This is a genomic window from Nostoc sp. NZL (assembly GCF_015714705.1).
Classification (GTDB): Bacteria; Cyanobacteriota; Cyanobacteriia; order Cyanobacteriales; family Nostocaceae; genus Nostoc; species Nostoc foliaceum_A.
The window spans coordinates 1-19,309 of record NZ_WBKL01000171.1; the positions used below are offsets into that span (position 1 = coordinate 1).

Here is a 19,309-nt window from a genome sequence, read left to right on the forward strand (position 1 = left end):
CTCATCCCCCTGCCCCCTGCCCCCTGCCTCAGACTCTACGGCTTGCAGCTACCATCCACACAGTATGCCGATTGATATGTATTAGAACGCTTACCAAAGAGTGCATAGCGATTATCGCGGATTTGTTCGTAAAAGCGATCGCCTGCCCATTTCATCCCCGGTAAGGCTCGATAAGCGTCTACAAATATATTTCCTACTGGCAATAACCGCCCAATCTCTTCAGCAGCGTTACTACCTTGCCAACGTCTCTGAGGTTCATTACCATCAATTAAAATTACCCCCTGTTCACAATCTTGAGCTGTAATTCCCCACTGTAAAAGTGTTTGCTCATCTTGCATCGGACTGTAGCGAAACAGCTTTCCTTGGTCTAAGGTTTCTAGCAACTGCACTAGAGTAACGCAGAGATTACAATTCCCATCGTATATTACGTAGTAATTCATAAAAAGAACGGCTCTTTAGCAATTGACTTGTCGGATGTGTTTAAACACAGCTTTGGTATTCTAGCTTAGAAAAAAGCCGCAAATTAGCAATCATTACTTCAACTACTTACTTTCCGATACCGTGGCGATCGTCAAATATGCATAATGTCGTCGAGTTTAAGTTGTAAATTTGGCAAGATATCAGAAGATAGGTCTTGTTTTGACTTGACGTAGGCTTATTGTAGCGAAGGCATTATCAAGCAAAACTACCACGAGGTGACAACGAATTGCGATCGCTCTTGCCTCACCCAACCAGTGCGAAGTAAAAAAAAACTGCATTAAAGTTGCAGGTCGATGCATTAACAATGCAAGTCGTCGCATTCACAATGCAGGTCGATGCATTAACATTGCAGGGCGATGCGTTAAGTCAAACATCGCTGCATTCACAATGCAAGTCGTCGCATTCACAATGCAAGTCACCGCATTCACAATGCAGGGCGATGCGTTAAGTCAAACATCGCTTCCAGTTTCCAGTTATCATGCCTTTGGGATGGTATTTGCTTAGTTTTTTCATTAATGAGAAAATATTCATGAGATACAAACTCTTGGGCAAAAGCGGGTTAAGAGTCTCTGAACTCTCCTTGGGAACCATGACCTTTGGTGAAGATTGGGGTTGGGGTGCATCTGCTGACGAAAGTCGTAAAATCTTTGATACTTATGTAGAAGCAGGGGGAAATTTCATTGACACCGCCAACGGTTATACCGATGGTAGCAGTGAAAAAATTGTTGGTGAGTTGATCGCTAAAGAACGGGAACGCTTTGTAGTTGCAACAAAATATTCTTTTCCCTTGCGAATGAATGACAAAAAAGGCGATCCTAACGCCAGTGGAAACCATCGCAAGAACTTAATCCAGTCTTTAGAAGGTAGCCTGAAACGGCTGAATACCGATTACATTGATTTATTCTGGTTGCACGCTTGGGATTTTACAACACCTATTGAAGAAGTCTTGCGATCGCTCGATGATGTAGTCCGTCAAGGTAAAGTACTTTACATCGGCATTTCTGACACACCCGCTTGGATCGTTTCCCAAGCAAATACTATCGCCCAATTCCAAGGATGGACGCAGTTTGTCGCTCTGCAAATTGAATATAGTTTAATTCAACGAACCCCAGAACGTGACTTACTACCGATGGCTAAAGCCTTCGATTTAGCGGTAACACCGTGGTCGCCTTTAGGTGGTGGTGTGCTGACAGGTAAGTATAATCAGCCTCCTCAAGAAGGTAGCGAACAAGGAAGATTAGCAAATGCAGCGTTAGGAACTATTTCAGAACGGAATTTAGCGATCGCTCAAGTTGTCAGTGAAGTTGCAGCAGAAATTGGACACACACCATCACAGATAGCATTAGCTTGGTTACGCACTCAAAGTGGTGTGATTATTCCGATTATTGGGGCACGTAAATTAACGCAATTTCAAGATAACTTAGCTTCTTTAGATGTCGTACTTTCGCCAGAACATTTGCAACGTTTAAATGACGTAAGTCAAATTGAACTGGGTTTTCCCCATGACTTTTTGCAGAATGATAATATTCGCGATCGCCTTTTCGGTGGCACATTCAATACCATAGAAAACCATCGCATTTAACTAATAGTCATAAACAGTAACACATTCAGCCTTTAATACAATCCATCGTCAGAGAGTTTCGCACCGGCAAACAATTCTGTAGAGTTAAGTTTAAAAGGCATTAACAACGTAGAATCATGAGCGACAACAGCATTACATCACGTTTGTATCCTACCCGCATTGACATTCCCGCCGAAGCGCGAGTGCAAATCGTGGTACTTCTCAACCAAACTTTGGCAGCTACTTCTGATCTGAAAACCCAAGCAAAGCAAGCACACTGGAATGTTAAAGGAACTGACTTTTACCAGTTGCACCTATTATTTGATGAACTTGCTGTGGAATTGGAAGGATACATCGATATGGTAGCTGAACGCGTCACAGCTTTAGGCGGATACGCCTTTGGGACAGCCCGCGCCGCAGCTAGTAATTCAATTTTGCCAGAATATCCCTTAGATATTTTGGATGGTAAAGACCATGTAACAGCCTTGTCAGATCGTTTTGGACTTTATGCTAAACATATCCGGGAAGCGATCGCTAAAACTGATGAATTAGGGGATGCTGATACCGCTGACCTTTACACCGAAATTTCCCGCACTATTGACAAACGACTCTGGTTCTTAGAAGCTCATCTACAAGTAGCAGAAATTAAGGCAGAGAATGGCAAAGCGGGTACTACTAAAACTCAAAAAATCCCTGCTGGTGTAAAATAAGCAATTCTGAGAAAAGTAGTCTTTCTTAAATCTAATAGTATCTTTTTGGTAAGTACGTCACTTTTAAGTGCGTACTTTTCATTTATATGTATATACTTTACTATTGAAATAGTTCAAAACTAGGTCGAGAAATTCAACAATATCTTCGACAAATAATACATCAAGATTAATACTTTAACTTTTTGAAGTTAAAGTATTAATGAAAAAGTATGCTAATTTCATTCTGATTTTTAACTCTTGTACAGACGCGTAGACGCTCGAAGAGCGGCTTCTCGTAAGAGTATAATCGCGTCTCTACTCCTAACTAAATACTCATTAACAACGAGGTAAATCTATGTCTCAAAATACAATTAGCCATCTAATTCATGATAGAAACGCCCGCGGTCACGCTAAAATGGGCTGGCTCGATAGTTATCACACATTTTCCTTCGGTAGTTTTTACGATCCCAACCGCATGGGATTTCGCTCTCTGCGGGTGATCAACGACGATCGCATCGCCCCTGGTGCTGGATTCCCTACCCATGGCCATCGGGACATGGAAATCCTTACCTATGTCTTAGAAGGTGCTGTAGAGCATAAAGACAGCTTGGGTACAGGGTCAGTGATTCGCCCTGGTGATGCACAGATCATGAGTGCTGGTACTGGGATCAGCCACAGCGAATTCAATCCCTCACCAACCGAGCCACTGCACTTGCTACAAATCTGGATTCTTCCCGATGAAGAAGGATTAGCACCAAGATATGAACAAAAAGCTTTTCCTCTAGAAGAAAAGCGTGGCAAACTCCGCTTAATTGCTGCTAAAGATGGGCGCGATGGTGCTGTGACAATTCACCAAGATGTTGATTTATACACATCTGTTTTAGAGGAAGGTGATGTTGTTAATTATCAAGTTAAACCTGGTCGCTATGCTTGGTTACAAATAGCGCAAGGCATAGTTAACTTGAATGGCCAAGAACTCAGAGCAGGCGATGGCGTGCAAATCAACGGCGAAGAACAGCTAGAAATTAGCACCAATATCGGCGGCGAAATCTTGCTTTTCGATTTGGGTTAATATCCCAATTTATCTGCTAAAAGGCTCAATTAGACAAGCCTTTTCTTCAGAATGTAGCATTTTCTTATTCATCAGCCAGAGATTTATATCTCTGGCTAATAGCGTAAGTCTAACTAAGTTAATTGAAAATTTTGTTAATTAAGAATTTCAGTAATGGAATTTTTCGTTTGCAGTTAAGATACCAAAATGAGGTATTACTAAGCTAATCGTCATTTAAATTGCATCATTTTCATGGTAATAAAAGCTGCAAACCCTCTCCCTTGCTCCCTGCTCCCTGCCCCCCTGCGATCTCAATGTGCAAATTAAATGCTTAACAGCTTACTTGTAGTATCACCACTAGACCACTGCGGTAGTTAGAGACGAATGGTTTTTGGGAATTCTAAGAAAAAGAAAAAGTGAAGTTTGTGTTCACAATAGATTCCAACACACTTTGTTCTATTTTCCTCCCCATTAGTTTCTTCTCCAGAGGTGATTGTGGTTACGACATCAACAGAGCAAACACTAAAACTTCCTGTTCAGTTAATTTGGATAATATGGCTAATTTGCTTATTGCCATCGGCGTTAAATGTGTTGGGAGTTAGTTTTGCTTCTAGTCTGTTACCCCGGAATTTAGAGATTGTTTGTAATCCTGCTAGTTTGGGATTTATTGAAGAAGTTATTTACCAAAGATTGCAAGGAAGCTTCGTCCATACAATTTTAGAATGGAGCGCAGTTTGTACTGCCATATTCACTATTATTTTGGCTTTTGCTCACTTTTATATAAAAAGCGATATTATTACACCAATCATTGGTGTAACTTTGTTGTGTGCCGGACTAATAGATGCGTTCCACACCCTAGCTGCCGATAGGTTAATTGAAGCTGTTGCTGATAACAGTAAGCTCATCCCTTTTACTTGGGCACTTTGCCGACTTTGCAATGCCTTAGTGACGATAATTGGTGTCAGCATTTTTCTGTTCAGTAAACCTACAAGGTGGCAAGGCAGTTTAAAGTTTATAGTTGCAGTGACTTTGGGCTTTGGGTTAGTTTGTTACGGCATAATTGCTGTTTGCGCCACTAGTCACACCTTACCACAAACTATCTTTCCCAACTCAATTATTACTCGACCTTGGGATATCATACCCTTGATCCTTTTCTTGGTAGCTGGCATTCTAATTTATCCCCGCTTTTGGCGCAAGTATCCTAGTTTATTCTCTCACGCTCTAATTATTAGTACTATTCCTAATGTCGCTACCCAATTCCACATGGTTTTTGGTTCAACGGCTCTGTTCGATAATCATTTTAATATTGCTCACTTTTTGAAAATTGTTGCCTACTTAGTGCCCTTGGCTGGACTAATTTTGGATTACATCTACGCTCATCGTCAACTGCTAATAGCTCTCAAACAAGCACAACTTTATACCGAAGCTCGTGAGAATGCTCAACTTGCTCAACATACACTCTCACAACTGCAACAAACCCAAGCACAAATTATTCAAACAGCAAAAATGTCCAGCATGGGGCAACTGGTAGCAGGAATAGCACACGAAATTAACAATCCTGTCAATTTCATCTATGGCAACCTTAACCATATAGATGAATATACCCAAAACTTACTGCAATTAGTGATGGCTTATCAGCAGCATTATCCCAATCCACCCCCATCACTTCAACAACAACTTAACTCTATAGAACTCGATTTTATTATACAAGACCTCGGCAATATTCTTCAATCGATGCAAGTTGGTACAAAACGCATCCGGGATATTATTGTATCATTGCGAAATTTCTCCCGCTTGGATGAAGCTTCTTTTAAGGAAGCGGATATTCATTCTGGTATCGATAATACCTTGATAATTTTGCATCACCGCCTTCAGACAAAAGCAGATGCTACTGGAATTAAAGTTATTAAAGAATATGGTCAATTGCCTTTGGTGCAGTGTTATGTTCGAGAACTGAATCAGGTTTTTATGAATATCCTAACGAATGCTATAGATGTTTTAGAAGAGTCGGTCGAAAAAACTAACCGACAACATAAAACACCCAGTATTTGGATTCAAACTCAGCTAACCTCAGACAATCTAGTGTCTATCTCAATTGCCGATAATGGCGGGGGTATTCCCGAAGAAATTCGCTTGAAGTTGTTTGACCCATTTTTTACCACCAAACCTGTGGGCAAAGGGACGGGACTAGGATTATTTATTAGTTATCAAATTGTTGTAGAAAAACACGGTGGCAATATTTGGTATAATTCGACATCAGATGGTGGAACAAAGTTTGTGATTGAGATTCCAATCCAGCCTGGAAAAAATGTAGTTAAAAGTGCTGGTTCCCGTTAAACACTCTGCTGATTTTGGAGAATTTGCGATCGCAGTCTTACCCAGAATAGCAAGCTAATCCTAGTACGTCGCTGCTACTCCGAAAATAAATTTTTATCTGGAAATTAGTTTTCAAGTTAGCTATTTTACAGTTACTGCTTGCACTTTGTCTACACTAAAATTGGACTGAAGTACTCAAAGAGCAACCTGATGTCCAAAAAGCCCGATTCGCAGTTCCAAAATCTCTTTACTTCACCCAAATCAACAAACTGGGACGAAAGATTAGCCCAAATAGCCTATCGCTTTAACCGCGAGTATCAAGGTGAAACCTTTGAACTCCCAACAGAAGTACAAGCGATGCCGATATTCCGTGAGTGGATTGGAGGTAGTTTCTCAGGGAGAATTGCTTCCCCTTTTTGGGAAATTGCTAAACCTCAAAAGAACCAGCACTGTATAGATATTGGCTGTGGTATCAGCTTTTTAATTTATCCTTGGCGGGATTGGCAAGCATTTTTTCATGGTCAAGAAATCAGTAATGTGGCACGGGATACCCTTAATTCCCGTGGGCCGCAGTTAAATTCTAAGCTGTTCAAAGGTGTTGAGTTGGGAGCAGCTCATCAGTTAAACTACTCATCAGAACAGTTTGACCTTGCGATCGCAACAGGATTTAGCTGCTATTTTCCACTCGAATATTGGGATGCTGTACTGGCAGAAGTCAAGCGGGTGTTAAAACCAGGTGGGCATTTTGTGTTTGACGTTCTCAACCCAGAACAGCCTTTAGCAGAAGATTGGGCAGTTCTGGAAACCTATTTGGCGGCTGAGGTGTTTTTAGAGCCTTTGGCTAAGTGGGAAAAAACTATTAAAGCGGCTGGTGGTAAAGTAGTAACGCAGAAATCAGGGGAATTATTCGAGTTGTATAAGGTGCGGTTGTGAACTACCCCAGCCTATAGATGAACGTAGACCCAATTCATCGGGAATAACCTTCCAGGACTCTGTAGTTCTATTGGTCTGACATACTCCCCATTGGCAGAAGTCCTGGTTCCCATGACCCAAATCTTTTTCTTGCAACATATACCTAATCATTGATGTTGGTGGCAATGAATGCCCTTATCCCTATGGTAATTGCAGTTACTAAACCGCTCATTTGTGGAAGTCCTTATATTTCATGCTTGGGCATTGGCATGGGTCATTTACAAAGGACGCATAACCAATGACTAACAACTAGGTAGAAAGCCTTGGTTTATACTTTAGTCAAACTAATCGATAGAAACAAATGCTTTTGTTTGTCAAAATGATAAATGAAAGTGATTAAAGTTTTACACCAAGTTGTAGGGATACCATAAATGGCAGGAATGACGCTTGAGCAGCTAAAAATCTTTCTAGCTGTGGCGCAGCACTTACACTTTACTCGCGCAGCAGAGGAGCTTTATATTACCCAACCTGCCGTTAGTGCAGCAATCCACAACTTAGAGCAAGAATACGGAGTGAAACTATTCCATCGGATTGGTCGCCATATTGAGATTGCTGAGGCTGGTAAATTACTGCAAGTGGAAGCACGGAAAATTCTCGATCAAGTTTCCTTGACTGAAAGGGGATTGCGGGAATTGAACAATCTACAACGGGGTGAATTGAAATTAGGGTCAAGTCTGACAATTGCTAACTACTGGCTACCAAGCAAAATTAGTAAGTTTAAGAGCCAATATCCTGGTATCCAGATTAACTGTAGCCTTGCCAATACAGAAGAGATTTGTGTTGGAACGGCGACAGGACAGTTTGATTTGGGTTTGGTGGAAGGAGATGTAAAGCCAGCGCTTCAGAATACTCTAGAGTCCGAAATAGTGGGGAGCGATCGCTTGCAAATTGTGGTAGGTCAAAAACACCCTTGGTTTGAATGGGGAGAAATTGACTTAACCCAATTAACTCAAACCCTTTGGGTGATGCGAGAACCAGGTTCTGGAACCCAGCAAAGGTTTGAGGAAGCCCTACAAAATTGGGGAATCAATCTCAGTGAATTGGATGTAATTTTAGTGTTCAACAGTGGAGAGATGACAAAAGCAGCGATCGAAGATGGTGTCGGTGCTATTGGAATTTCTGAGTTGATGGTAAAAAAAGAAATACAGTTGGGAACTCTGCGGGCAATTCGAGTGATTGATAACAGAGAGGGTAACGGTGCGATGCCTACGGCGGGCTACGCCTATGCAGAAATAGTTCGACCTTTTTTCAAACTCAAACATCGTCAGCGTTTTCAAACTGCTCTTTCCAAAGTCTTTGAACAAATGTTGATATCATCTATGTAAAATAGCTGACATCAATATATATCAAAATCAGTTATTTAAAGCAATACCTTGTCCTTTAGGACACGCTACGCGAACGCCAATTTAACCAGAAATCGTCAAGGAGTAAGTGGTACAGAATTCAGCATGAATTCTGTACCACTTACGGTTGAATCGAAAAACGCTGTAATATAAAATCCGCTTGCAGGGAAATTACTCAGTCTCTAATCCCCTTCACACCTTTCGCATATTTTGACTGATGGGGTCAAAACCTCTAGAAAACCGCGTGCTTTCATCGTAGTAAGCGCCAGTCAGATTCGCTCCATACAACTTGGCATAGTTGAGTTTTGCTCCCCGGAGATTTGCTTCATTCAGTTTGACACCGCTCAAATTAGCTCTGGTCAAGTTCGCTTTGGCTAAATTCGCTCTACTCAAATCTGCTCCCCAGAGTTTAGCTTTAGCTAGGTTCGCTCCACTCAAGTCAGATCCCCATAAATTGATTCCAGGCAAATAGGCACCAATCAGCTTGTCCCTACTCAAGTTGACGGCTGGAAAATATCTTTCTCCTGCGGCAAAACGCCGTTTTAATTCCTCAGCATTCATGCGTCGCGTTCACCTTCTTTAGCAATACAGAAGTTATTTGTTCCCATTCCTGGCTTAGTTCTCCTGAAAATTCTGGCTGACCACTGCGACGATACCAGAAATGGGCATTGTTCAAATCGCCTTCTTTGCGGTGCAGGTAAGCATGAACCCAGGCACTATCAGCATCGCTGGCATTTTGAACTATTTCATGAGCTTTGCTCCAATCATCTTTCTTGTCATACCACATTGCTTGCAGACCTTTTGGCAGTGTCTGAGGACATGGGCGCTGTTTTTCGATTAATCGCAAGAATTCCTCTGTATTCACGATCGCCACCCAACAAGAATCAAACTTCTATCTTTAAGATACTCCTCAGTTTAAGGTTAAGGGGAGAATGAGAGGGACAAGGGGACAAGAAAGAATTATTGAACAAGATTTCTTTGTTGTCTTTCTTGTCTCTTCCCAATGCCTTTTACATCTACTTGACTGGAATAATTTCAAACTCGAAAGTACTGATTAAACGGTCATCAATATAGACCTCTATTTCATGCTTACCAAGCGGATCGCCAGGAGTGATCGTCCAAAAATTCTCAATCACACCCTCTGGAGCCGATTGTGTGCGCCGCGTCACAGATGTCATCCCATCTGCTGACATAGAGAAGTCTTCACCCTTATCTGTACCCCAAGTTTCTGGAGGTTTTGGTAAACGCAAGACTTCGCGCCATTTCACTTCACCTTGGTAGTCTTTGAGTTTAATCCGCCATCCGTAGGTGTTTCCTTGCTGAAGTGGCACTCTTTTTGTCTGGAAAATGGTAACGTTACCTTGAGAATCAACTCTCTTCAGCCCAAACTCGATGTTACTAACAGTAATCTGTTTTTTCTTCGTTGGCGCAGGAGATGCAGGAGATAATATAGCATTTTCTGCCAAAACAGAAGTAGCGTTGATTGGCTCAGAACCTATGACCCCAGATATTAGCCAAGAAAAAGCTAGCACAGCAGTAGTAGCCCAAATTCTCATTAGTATAATTTTCCTGTCAGACTTTTGGTACTTATTCAAGTAATCTGACATGTTTTCCGGGCCAAGGTTACCGATGTTCCCTCTTCCCAAATTGGCGGCTTTGGACTCGGACTTGCGTAGGCTAGCAAAAACCGCAGGCATCGCTCCACAAATTGTATAAGGTTATGGGGGATGAATCACCGTAAAAAGTCTACTTGGGTCTTGGCTCAACCTTTCAAATTCAGCTTCCCCTCAAACTTTGACCCATCTTGATGAGATAAAAGTTTCTCACTAGTGTGATAACTTCTTCGCCATTTTTCGAGATGGTCTATAGATATTGATTTAGATGTGACATTCACACCATTTCCTCGCCAAGCAACTTCTGGATCTGTTGTGAAAACCCCGCACTCTAATTGATCTAGCCTCATATTCCAATATTCACTAAATCGACCTTTTAAAGTAATAACTTGCTCAAATACTTTGTTTCTGTGTTTATTTCTTCTTTTTCTTTCTGTAGCTCCCGTTGCTTCTGTATCAATAAACTTAGTTTCAATTAAATACAGACTACCTTTAAAAGTCAGGTAGACAAAATCACACTTACCTAAATCTGTATAATCTGAAATTGGAGATTTTTCAAATAACAGCAATTCAGCACACGACGGAAACAAGTCTTTAATATTCAGAAATAAATAAGCTTGCAATAGAAGTTCCTTATCATAAGGAAACAAAATTACTCCTTCAAAAAATTTTTGAATGTCCTCGTGAGTTTGGGGTTGAATTTTTTTACAATATGAAACAAATTTCTGTAGCTCGTTTACGCTCATCAAGTTCTAACTCCTTCCCCCGGTCGCAGCCTTAAGGCTATTAGCATAAAAAGATACCATTACCTTGAGGAAATTATCATCCGCATAAGTAACTAAAAAAACGTTTAAAATCCTCAATACTTAAGGCGATTTACTGTTGACAGTTCAGCAGAATTAATTTTTAAGCTGCTTTTCAGTATTAATGGACTTTTCACTTCTGGTATCAGCTACCAGTCAGCAATTTTATATGAGCAGGAAAACTGGCATTTTGCAAAGCTTGAACGGTTATTCTAGAATCTTGTACGCAAAATTGCCAACCCAAGCGAACAAGTTTACGAGAATTTTCAGTTTGTATAATTCCGATCACTGGCATTTTTGCCTTTTCTTTGTCTCCTGATTGTTCTTGCAAAATTGTTTTCAAGCGATGCAGTTCTTCGATATTACCTGCTTGCTGCGGATTTAACTCCACCATTACCATTTGTACTGTTTCCACTGGTTCTGCATCTTCAAGAATAAATTGAGTTTGCTCGTCGCGTCGATCTACTTTTCCCCAAATAATCAATCTGGTGTCAACTTGGAGTAGGGAACTAATGCGTTCATAGGTTTTGGGAAAGACTACAGCTTCTGATTGTGTAGTTAGGTCTTCTATTTGCAAAATTGCCATCTGGTCACCTTTTTTAGTAACCACTTTTTTGACATTATTCAACATGACAACTGCACAAAGCCTTGTTTCTTCCCTTTGCTCTGCCAGTTGCGAAAGGTTAATCGGGGTCAAAAGCGGTACTATTTGCCGTAAGGATTTCAGTGGATGATCTGATACATAAAAGCCTAATAATTCTTTCTCCATCTGCAACTTTTTCTGTGGGGGCAAATCCATCACAGGTTTAGATTTAGGAGCAGTTTCAAAGGCATTATTTGCTCTTTTATTCTGAGTAGAAGAAAATCCGTCGCCTAATAAATCCAAGAGATTCCCTTGACCACTAGCTCTATCTTTAGCGCGAGATTGTGCCCAATCATACACTAATTCTAAGTCGTTAATTAACTGTTGACGGTTGGGTTCAATTTTGTCAAAGGCTCCACAGTAAATAAGCGATTCCAGAGTCCGGCGGTTAACAGCACGTAAATCCACGCGATCGCAAAAATCAGCGAGTGATTTAAACTCTCCTGTCTCATTTCTCGCCTCCAAAATACAGGCGATCGCATTCTGTCCCACATTACGCACTGCCGAAAATCCAAAAAGAATCTTTCCCGCTGTCGGCGTAAAATCAACACCAGAACGATTGATATCTGGTGGATCTATGGAAATACCCATATTTGTACAGTTAGTAATATATCTCTGTACTTTATCGGTATCTCCACTGTTAGCCGTTAACAGCGCTGCCATATATTCCAATGGGTAATTAGCTTTTAAATATGCTGTTTGATAAGTTACATAACCATAGGCAGTTGAATGGGATTTATTGAAGCAATTGGCAGCTATTAAGCCATTGTTGATCGCAAAATTGTGGTCACGCTCAACGCCAATGTCATAGACATTTTGTTTACCTAAAGATTTACGTGTGGCTATTTTTATCATCCTACCCTACCCCCGAAAAAATTTTTGCAAAATTAATTAATTGATAAAATGATGAAAATTGTAGATATAGTAATACCTAATAATACAAAATTATATCACTAGAAAACACTGCTATCCTCCTACACAAAAGTAACGAAAGTATATCAAAAGCTTGGTAAACTAATAGATAGACAGTTAATAGCCTTATAATTGCTGTTTTCAAAGCTGATTCAACATATTCCAATACATATTAATCTGTTTATTGAATAGCACTGAGTGCCAAGTTTCTCGGCTTAGAGGAGAATCCCATAACTAAAGTTAGGGAATTGAATAAGCAACTTGGTTATTATATTCCACGACTAAAGTCACTTCTTCCAGACCAAATTACCGAGCAATTAGTACTATGTGCAACCTTAAGACTCAGCACTGATAACTCATTGCTTTAGACTGTTTCGGTCAGATGTCTGGAAAGTGGGGAAGAAAAGTTTTCCTTTTTACCCTGCCTCTCTGCCTCTTTCCAATGCCCAATGCGTCAGTTACTATCGTTGAAAAGCAACTCAGTATAAGAGGGTGTGAGTAGGTGAAAGTGGCGTTGATCGTAATTTTAGCAGTGGTTGTGGGATTGTTTGTGGTAGCTGAGATCGGACTGCGATCGCTCTTTGGCTTTGGTAATCCCCTAATTTACATTGGTGATGAGCAGATTGGTTATTTATTGGCTCCTAACCAACGTACCCGTCGTTTTGGTAATCGCATTCAAATTAATGAGTATTCTATGCGAGGTAGTCCGATCAAAAAGACGCTTGTACCTTCTGGGCTGCGAGTTTTACTGTTAGGGGATTCTATTGCTAATGGTGGCTGGTGGACAGATCAGACTAATACAATATCCACAATGATGATGCATTCTCTAGCATCATCCACTAATAGTAATTATCAAGAAGTAGAAGTGCTGAATGCTTCAGCTAACTCTTGGGGGCCAAGAAACGAGTTAGCTTATTTACAAAAGTTTAGCAATTTCAACGCGCAAGCAGTAGTGTTATTAATTAATACCGATGATTTGTTTGCTACCCCTCCCACCTCTTTACCAGTAGGACGCGATCGCAACTATCCTGATAGTAAACCTCCCCTAGCATTGGTGGAAGTGTGGCAACGTTATATCGTCAAGCAAAAGCCAATTGCCGAAATGAAAGCAGTGCAAAATGAAGCAGGCGATCGCGTGGGGTTTAATCTGGAGGCGATCGGTAAAATTCAAGCCCTAACTCGCAAAAGCAACAGCCAATTTCTACTAGTCATGACTCCCTTATTACGAGAAATTGGTGAACCAGGCCCCCGCGATTACGAAATTACAGCACGTCACCGCTTGAACGATTTTACCAGAGCAAAGCAAATCAACTATATAGACTTTTTACCGATATTCAATTCAACTACCAACCCACAAGGTTTGTATCACGACCACATTCATCTCAACTTACAAGGTAATAAAGTTGTCAGTGAAGTTATGGTGCGATCGCTTTTAGAAATATTAAGGGAGGTACCACTTCCTCAGAGCTACTAAAGTCGTCAATTCTAACCCAAAAAAAGGTTCTTAGTAAGCGATTTTTTGCTCAACTTCAAGGATCAGAGCCACTAAACTTTCTCTCAAGGCGAGAAGACCACACTAAACTTACTACGAACTTTCACAACCCCGCAAAATTAATGGGACAGACCACTAATTCTTAATTATTCTTAACTGAACAGTGTAGGTTTATGCCTCAAGCGATTGAATGATACTCAGTAGCTGCTCAGGCGTATATAATTTAATTATGTAGGCGTCAGCACCCTGCTTCTTTGCCTACAAGCGGTGAATTGCCTGATGTTTACTACTACAAATTACAACAGTTACTTTTTCATTAATCAGATTTGTTTTGATGAAGCGATACAATTCAAATCCACTCATTCCCAACATCACTACATCAGTAACAATAGCATCCGACTTTTCTTCTAATATTATTTCTAAATCTTCTTTCGCACTAGTCACCTTAATGACATTAATGACTCACCAATTTAAATTCCCTCAGACAATTTTAAATAACTAGAATGGTAACCAGCCAGGTAATACTGAACCTAAAATATCCAACAAATATATTGGGTTTCGTGGAGCTATTTTCTATATTACGGAATTAAACAATATGTTGAAAGATGACTTTTAGTAAATCTCCTTGTGTAAAAGGTTTAGTTAAATAGCCTGAAGCTCTGACCATTTTAGCTTTAGCCCTATCTAAAAATCCTACTTTTTCTGACACCATAATCACAGGTGTATTTTTAAAATGTGAGTGTTTACGCAGCAAAGAGCAAAGTTCATACCCGTCTAAATTAGGCATCGAAATATCCAACAAAATTATGTCGGGTTTTGTGCAGACAATCTGCATTAAAGCTTTTAAAGAATCGGTGACTCCGACAACAGAAAAGGTTTGATCATCTAAATAACTTTTAATAGTATTCAATACCGTAGGACTGTCATCAATACAAAAGATTGTGTAGATTTTTTTGTTAACAGGCGGTTGGATGATTCGCTGACCCCTATCCCTATGTTCATTAGTATTATAGGCTGGTGGTTTATAGCTGTTTGTTCTAGACGATTTAGATGTAGTTTTGGTTTGAGCTTGCGGCTGATTTATTTGGAACAATTGTGAGGGGTGCGATTGGGAAGTTGGCGATGTCTGACGAGAGGCTTCTCTTTCAGAGACGCGAACGCCAACGCTTCGGGGCGTTTGACATCGTTCAACTAGTAAGCGGAGATTTAAATGACAAAACTTTGGCATGTCATCCAGAAAGCTTTCAGGAATAAATTCATAACTCCCCTCTTCTAAGTTAAGAAATGACTCCAGAACTTCTAGCGCCAATTGCTCTATCAGTATCGCCGCTTGAGAGGGACTGATATATTTCTGATTGACTAACCAGCAAATAGCCAAATAATCTGGGTTCGGTATTGCTTGATTTTCAATACCAGTCTCAAATATCGCCCGCAACTGTTCGTGAATTCCGCGAGGGAGAGTAGAAATTTGCTGACTCAAGCGTTGCAAATTCCTGTAAAGTGGCTCAAACATTTTCTCTGAGTAGCAGGCATAAATTAGTTTACCCTCGTCCATATATATTGACCAAGAGCCTGACGTGCTAAACACTTGCAAACAACCAGTAACCGACTTACCAGTGATTTTTTTTAACAGAGATAAAGGCTGGAGCTTTTGGAAAAATCTGTATCTACTAATCGGAAGTGTCTTCATTGGGATAGCTCTGGAATAAAATCAACATTTGCAGGCAAAATTAGTGAATTACCTTTTCGGAATTCACCGCGACATTGTTGGGAGCACTGTCAAATAAATATAGCGGTCACATTTAAGTTAGTACAGAGATTCCACACCCCCCAACTCTTAATTCACCAATCTCTGTTAAGCTATAAAGCACGAATTACAACTAAACCAATCCATATTATTGCCCAATAGCAAAATGGCCCGACTGGTTGCCAGGATATAGTATTTCAAAAATTAGATTGGTTTTCTGTATCTTTCGCTAATCTAGCCAATCTAACAGTAACTCAAGTGCAACACACAGACCATTGGCTCTCGCCCATCAGTCACAAAAGCATCATTGGTATCCGTATTTAGCAGCCTAAAATTGTAGATACTTTAGTTCTCTTGCAAAAGTTATTTTGCCTCTGATGCTAAAATCTGGAGCGACCAAAATCTACTGTAACGTAGACCTAAATAATTCTCCATCAAGGCTTTTAGCCATTCAGTTTGCGCTGACAAACTATGTTTTTGTAGGCGTAACGAAAGTCGCCGGGTACTTTTGCTAGAAGTTTATTCTTGAGGGGAACTTCTTCAAGAGAAAAAGTATTATTAAAAACTAAGTATTCTAAAAGTTTTAGGTATACTTAGATTTGTGATTGTAGAGCAACTCTTAGTGTTGGGATTGGGCAAAATTATCACTTGCACAACAAGAATGGTAACCTCCGACCAAGGATGAGTTAGCTGGCTGGTAATTGCCGCCATGATGGTGTGTGGTGAGATGCACAGGCAACCAAATCAGCAGAAGGGAGTCTCTTCATAAATACTGAACTGGAAATGGGTTCCAATATTGTGTGGGGCTAATTAGTCACCCGGCACAATTTGGAGTTACAAATTCAAGAACTTGCAGCGAAATTCTTGATTGGTAGTATATACCTGCAAAATAGCTCTTTTCAGCTAGATGGTAGATAACAAGTAAGTAACCACTAAAATTCAGATTACTATAATTTTCAAAAAAAGTTAGCAAAAATATATAAACTTCATGATAAATCAGTAAAGGAAACATGAAAACTAATTAATATTATCTTTCAGTATTTATTTGATCGAATATCCGGAAAGGCTGAAAATGTACCGTAAAAGATAATTGTGTCTGTTAATTGAATTACACTTATAAATGAGTGAATCATTTTATGGGAGCAATTTGCTTTAAAAATCTTAAATTTTTAAAGTTACAAATAATACAAAATTGTCCCCAATCGCATTCATTAACGCATTAAGTTATATTTAGCAAAAAGACGCAAAGAAATTATTTGCGTCTTTGGCGTGAGATTTAGAAGTGGACATTCTCACCGTTATACCTCGCCATGTACTTAAACTTGCTCCCGCCAGCACCAGCTTAAAAGTGTACCGCCAGCTACCAGCTTAACTACTTCCAATACCCAATAACTACCGTGTAGTAAGTTCATTGTCGATGGAATAGCAGTAGCAGCTTCAAATAGGTTGAGTTGAACACCTATCGCGCACATCTGCGGGGTTAAAAAATAGGTGTCAAGCATAGCTATAGTTAGCAGCAACACAGATAAAACAATGCTGCCAATACGCCAATGATATCGGGTTTTGCTCAAAGCTAGTGCCCCAGTCAGGACTACAGCAGCAGATAATAATTCCATCCGATTGAAGTTCCAAAAAATCGTATAGCCTGCTGTCGTGAAACCAGCTTGGCTCATCATGCCAGAAAGATAAAGACTAGGCATAATTACCCAGTCTAAAACTAGACTAGCACTGAGCCAAAACCCCAAAGTCAATATGATAGCGGTTTGCCAAATTGGTCGTTTGAATTCAAGGCTAGAAATAGCAGTCATAAAATAATTGCGTGTGTTGTATATTTCTTAGTTTCTAACTTCACCAGCAGTTTGACAACAAATATCAACTAACCTTTACAAAGCGATTCCCTCTTAAATACTTAATCCAATCTCAATATTTTTTAAATTTAGTTGAGAAATATGAAGATATTTTAAAAAGTAATTTAAATAGATTTTGCCTGTTAGAAATACTCAATTTTTTTATATCGCAAGTCCCTGGTCAAACAATATCGGGTGTTAAAGCTGACACTTCAGTAATTGCGATAATCACACCAAATAGATATTTCCCAAGTAAATCAGAAGATTTGAGTGAATACCAATTACTAGTAAAAGATAATATGGAGTGGCGCTCAGTTGAGTAGCAGTAACAACTGAAATCTGATCCTCCAACCCCGTTCAAAAGGCAGGTAAAATTTAACTTATCCCACGGCTTGAAGCCTTGGGATTTTGAGTCATTATTCATTGGCACTAATGACTAATGACTAATGACTAAATCGGTGGGCGGCTATCCCGGACACCTCTTGCAGTATGGGATTCCCACCAATTTTTGTTGAATTCCCCTCATGATGCCCTGTGCAGAGATGGACTGTTTTATACAGATAAACATGACTTTCGAGCACTCCGGCAACAGTCTGAATCAATGCAGATATTCTTTTTATATGTCTAGAGAGCTATTTCAGCCCTGGATAACGGAACTTAAATTTGATTCAGCTTATCTAGTTTGTTATGCAGACTGAGATGGCAAAGTTCATTAAAACCTCAATAAGATCAAGACACAAAGAACTTGAATATTTTTTGATTATATGAAATAATCTTAACTTGTTGATTTAATTTCATTAACCTTCGCTTAATTTTAGACCCTTACAAATCAAGGATTTCACATTTGACAAGCTAATCAAGCGAACATTTAAGTAAAAAATAATACTTTTGCCTGCCTAAAGATTACTGAAGTATATTTGGTGAATATCTGGGCTGATGGGTAAACTTATTCCTATCAGTCAAGCACCGCATATGTGCATAAAGAGTAATCTTACGCGGGCAGGAAAATCATACTTTCACAGCAGATATTCAAGTTTAAAACAAGAATACTTAAATATCTGAAAATATCTGCGGTAAGTGGGCTAGATAATCAAGGTGGAAACTCATGACAAACTTAGTTTTTCAAAAATCAAACTATTTTCATCAATTGAAAGTTTTTTTATTAACATTTTTGGCAACAATTATTCCATTTTCTTTACTGGTAATAGGTTTCAAATTAAAAACTAAACTACCTGCCGACTATTTGACGAGAGATCCATCTGCCATAATGAGTGTGCCTTTCTACTTGGGGTTTTTCTCAAATATTGGTATATTGTTTTGGTGTTCTTGTGCAAGCATATGTCTCTTTAGTTATGCACTACTCAGAAAAGATATCAGAGCTAAAGAATATTCCTCATTCTTTTTGTTTTCTGGACTATTGACATCTTTGTTACTGATAGATGACTTTTTCTTAATTCATGAAAGTGTATTTCCTGATTATTTACATATTAACGAAAGTATCGTTTACGCAAGCTACATTGCACTTGGGTTACTGTTTTTTATAAAGTTTAAAACTATTCTGAAAAAAACTGAATTGATGATTTTGTTATTTTCTCTAATATTCTTTGGATTATCAATTATTTGCGATAAAATATTTCCTAGTATACCTATTGCCGTAGAAGATACATTTAAACTAGTAGGAATTACTACTTGGTTTACATATTTCACAAGGATATGCCTAAAACGGGTAAACAAGCTTCTAAGTTTGTCAGTTTTGGATAAACAGTCTTTGTCACGCTGAATATTAGACATTTAAAGAAGAAAAATGTCCAGATTAATTCATTGAAAATTCATAATTATG

Annotated in this window: 18 protein-coding genes; 8 read left to right on the forward strand and 10 right to left on the reverse strand. The window is 39.5% G+C overall.

Annotation, left to right across the window (positions count from 1 at the left end; translation table 11 throughout):
• Positions 1-35: 35 nt before the first annotated feature.
• A complete protein-coding gene (locus tag F8R90_RS25170) occupies positions 36-440 on the reverse strand; it encodes a thiol-disulfide oxidoreductase DCC family protein (RefSeq protein WP_196512944.1) in 405 nt (134 codons plus the stop codon).
• 180 nt (positions 441-620) lie between these two features.
• The gene (locus tag F8R90_RS25175; RefSeq protein WP_196512945.1) at positions 621-800 is read right to left on the reverse strand and encodes a hypothetical protein; all 180 of its coding nucleotides are present in this window, start codon (positions 798-800) and stop codon (positions 621-623) included.
• Positions 801-1,009: 209 nt separating this feature from the next.
• On the opposite strand from F8R90_RS25175, the gene F8R90_RS25180 reads away from it, so the two are divergent.
• The 6 genes from F8R90_RS25180 to F8R90_RS25205 all read left to right on the forward strand — a co-directional run bounded on the left by F8R90_RS25180 (position 1,010) and on the right by F8R90_RS25205 (position 8,394).
• Positions 1,010-2,062, forward strand: a complete 1,053-nt coding sequence (locus tag F8R90_RS25180) for an aldo/keto reductase (RefSeq protein ID WP_196512946.1) — start codon at positions 1,010-1,012, stop codon at positions 2,060-2,062.
• A 116-nt stretch (positions 2,063-2,178) separates the two neighbouring features.
• Positions 2,179-2,751, forward strand: a complete 573-nt coding sequence (dps, locus tag F8R90_RS25185) for a DNA starvation/stationary phase protection protein Dps (RefSeq protein ID WP_196512947.1) — start codon at positions 2,179-2,181, stop codon at positions 2,749-2,751.
• A 334-nt stretch (positions 2,752-3,085) separates the two neighbouring features.
• Positions 3,086-3,802: a pirin family protein gene (locus F8R90_RS25190; protein WP_196512948.1), complete on the forward strand. Its 717-nt coding sequence runs from the start codon at positions 3,086-3,088 to the stop codon at positions 3,800-3,802.
• 474 nt (positions 3,803-4,276) lie between these two features.
• On the forward strand, positions 4,277-6,118 hold the full coding sequence (locus F8R90_RS25195; protein WP_331000712.1) for an ATP-binding protein: 1,842 nt from the start codon (positions 4,277-4,279) through the stop codon (positions 6,116-6,118).
• Between the two features lie 189 nt (positions 6,119-6,307).
• Positions 6,308-7,030: a class I SAM-dependent methyltransferase gene (locus F8R90_RS25200; protein WP_196512949.1), complete on the forward strand. Its 723-nt coding sequence runs from the start codon at positions 6,308-6,310 to the stop codon at positions 7,028-7,030.
• Between the two features lie 410 nt (positions 7,031-7,440).
• Entirely contained in the window at positions 7,441-8,394 is a 954-nt protein-coding gene (locus tag F8R90_RS25205; protein WP_196512950.1) for a LysR substrate-binding domain-containing protein, read from the forward strand.
• A 210-nt stretch (positions 8,395-8,604) separates the two neighbouring features.
• Here F8R90_RS25205 and F8R90_RS25210 read toward each other — a convergent pair whose 3' ends face one another.
• From F8R90_RS25210 to F8R90_RS25230, 5 genes are all read right to left on the reverse strand, one after another.
• A complete protein-coding gene (locus F8R90_RS25210; protein ID WP_190895986.1) occupies positions 8,605-8,973 on the reverse strand; it encodes a pentapeptide repeat-containing protein in 369 nt (122 codons plus the stop codon).
• Positions 8,963-9,277 (reverse strand): hypothetical protein, encoded by a 315-nt coding sequence (locus tag F8R90_RS25215; RefSeq protein WP_196512951.1) that lies wholly within the window; start codon positions 9,275-9,277, stop codon positions 8,963-8,965. The genes F8R90_RS25210 and F8R90_RS25215 overlap by 11 nt, the downstream gene beginning before the upstream one ends.
• A 151-nt stretch (positions 9,278-9,428) precedes the next feature.
• Positions 9,429-9,968 carry a hypothetical protein gene (locus F8R90_RS25220; protein ID WP_196512952.1) on the reverse strand — a complete coding sequence of 180 codons (540 nt, stop codon included), beginning with the start codon at positions 9,966-9,968 and terminating at the stop codon, positions 9,429-9,431.
• Between the two features lie 206 nt (positions 9,969-10,174).
• A complete protein-coding gene (locus F8R90_RS25225; RefSeq protein ID WP_190895990.1) occupies positions 10,175-10,771 on the reverse strand; it encodes a hypothetical protein in 597 nt (198 codons plus the stop codon).
• 202 nt (positions 10,772-10,973) lie between these two features.
• Positions 10,974-12,326, reverse strand: coding sequence for a helix-hairpin-helix domain-containing protein (locus tag F8R90_RS25230; protein ID WP_196512953.1), 1,353 nt, complete (start codon positions 12,324-12,326; stop codon positions 10,974-10,976).
• A 559-nt stretch (positions 12,327-12,885) separates the two neighbouring features.
• Between F8R90_RS25230 and F8R90_RS25235 the strand changes: the two genes are divergently transcribed.
• The gene (locus F8R90_RS25235) at positions 12,886-13,857 is read left to right on the forward strand and encodes an SGNH/GDSL hydrolase family protein (protein ID WP_196512954.1); all 972 of its coding nucleotides are present in this window, start codon (positions 12,886-12,888) and stop codon (positions 13,855-13,857) included.
• A gap of 276 nt (positions 13,858-14,133) precedes the next feature.
• Here the strand turns inward: F8R90_RS25235 and F8R90_RS33935 are convergent, their stop codons facing one another.
• The 3 genes from F8R90_RS33935 to F8R90_RS25250 all read right to left on the reverse strand — a co-directional run bounded on the left by F8R90_RS33935 (position 14,134) and on the right by F8R90_RS25250 (position 17,430).
• The gene (locus F8R90_RS33935; protein ID WP_442946761.1) at positions 14,134-14,319 is read right to left on the reverse strand and encodes a hypothetical protein; all 186 of its coding nucleotides are present in this window, start codon (positions 14,317-14,319) and stop codon (positions 14,134-14,136) included.
• A gap of 142 nt (positions 14,320-14,461) precedes the next feature.
• Positions 14,462-15,565 (reverse strand): response regulator, encoded by a 1,104-nt coding sequence (locus F8R90_RS25245; protein WP_196512955.1) that lies wholly within the window; start codon positions 15,563-15,565, stop codon positions 14,462-14,464.
• Between the two features lie 1,373 nt (positions 15,566-16,938).
• On the reverse strand, positions 16,939-17,430 hold the full coding sequence (locus tag F8R90_RS25250) for a hypothetical protein (RefSeq protein ID WP_190896008.1): 492 nt from the start codon (positions 17,428-17,430) through the stop codon (positions 16,939-16,941).
• A gap of 1,144 nt (positions 17,431-18,574) precedes the next feature.
• Here F8R90_RS25250 and F8R90_RS25255 point away from each other — a divergent pair.
• Positions 18,575-19,249 carry a hypothetical protein gene (locus F8R90_RS25255; RefSeq protein ID WP_196512956.1) on the forward strand — a complete coding sequence of 225 codons (675 nt, stop codon included), beginning with the start codon at positions 18,575-18,577 and terminating at the stop codon, positions 19,247-19,249.
• The last annotated feature ends 60 nt before the right edge of the window (positions 19,250-19,309 follow it).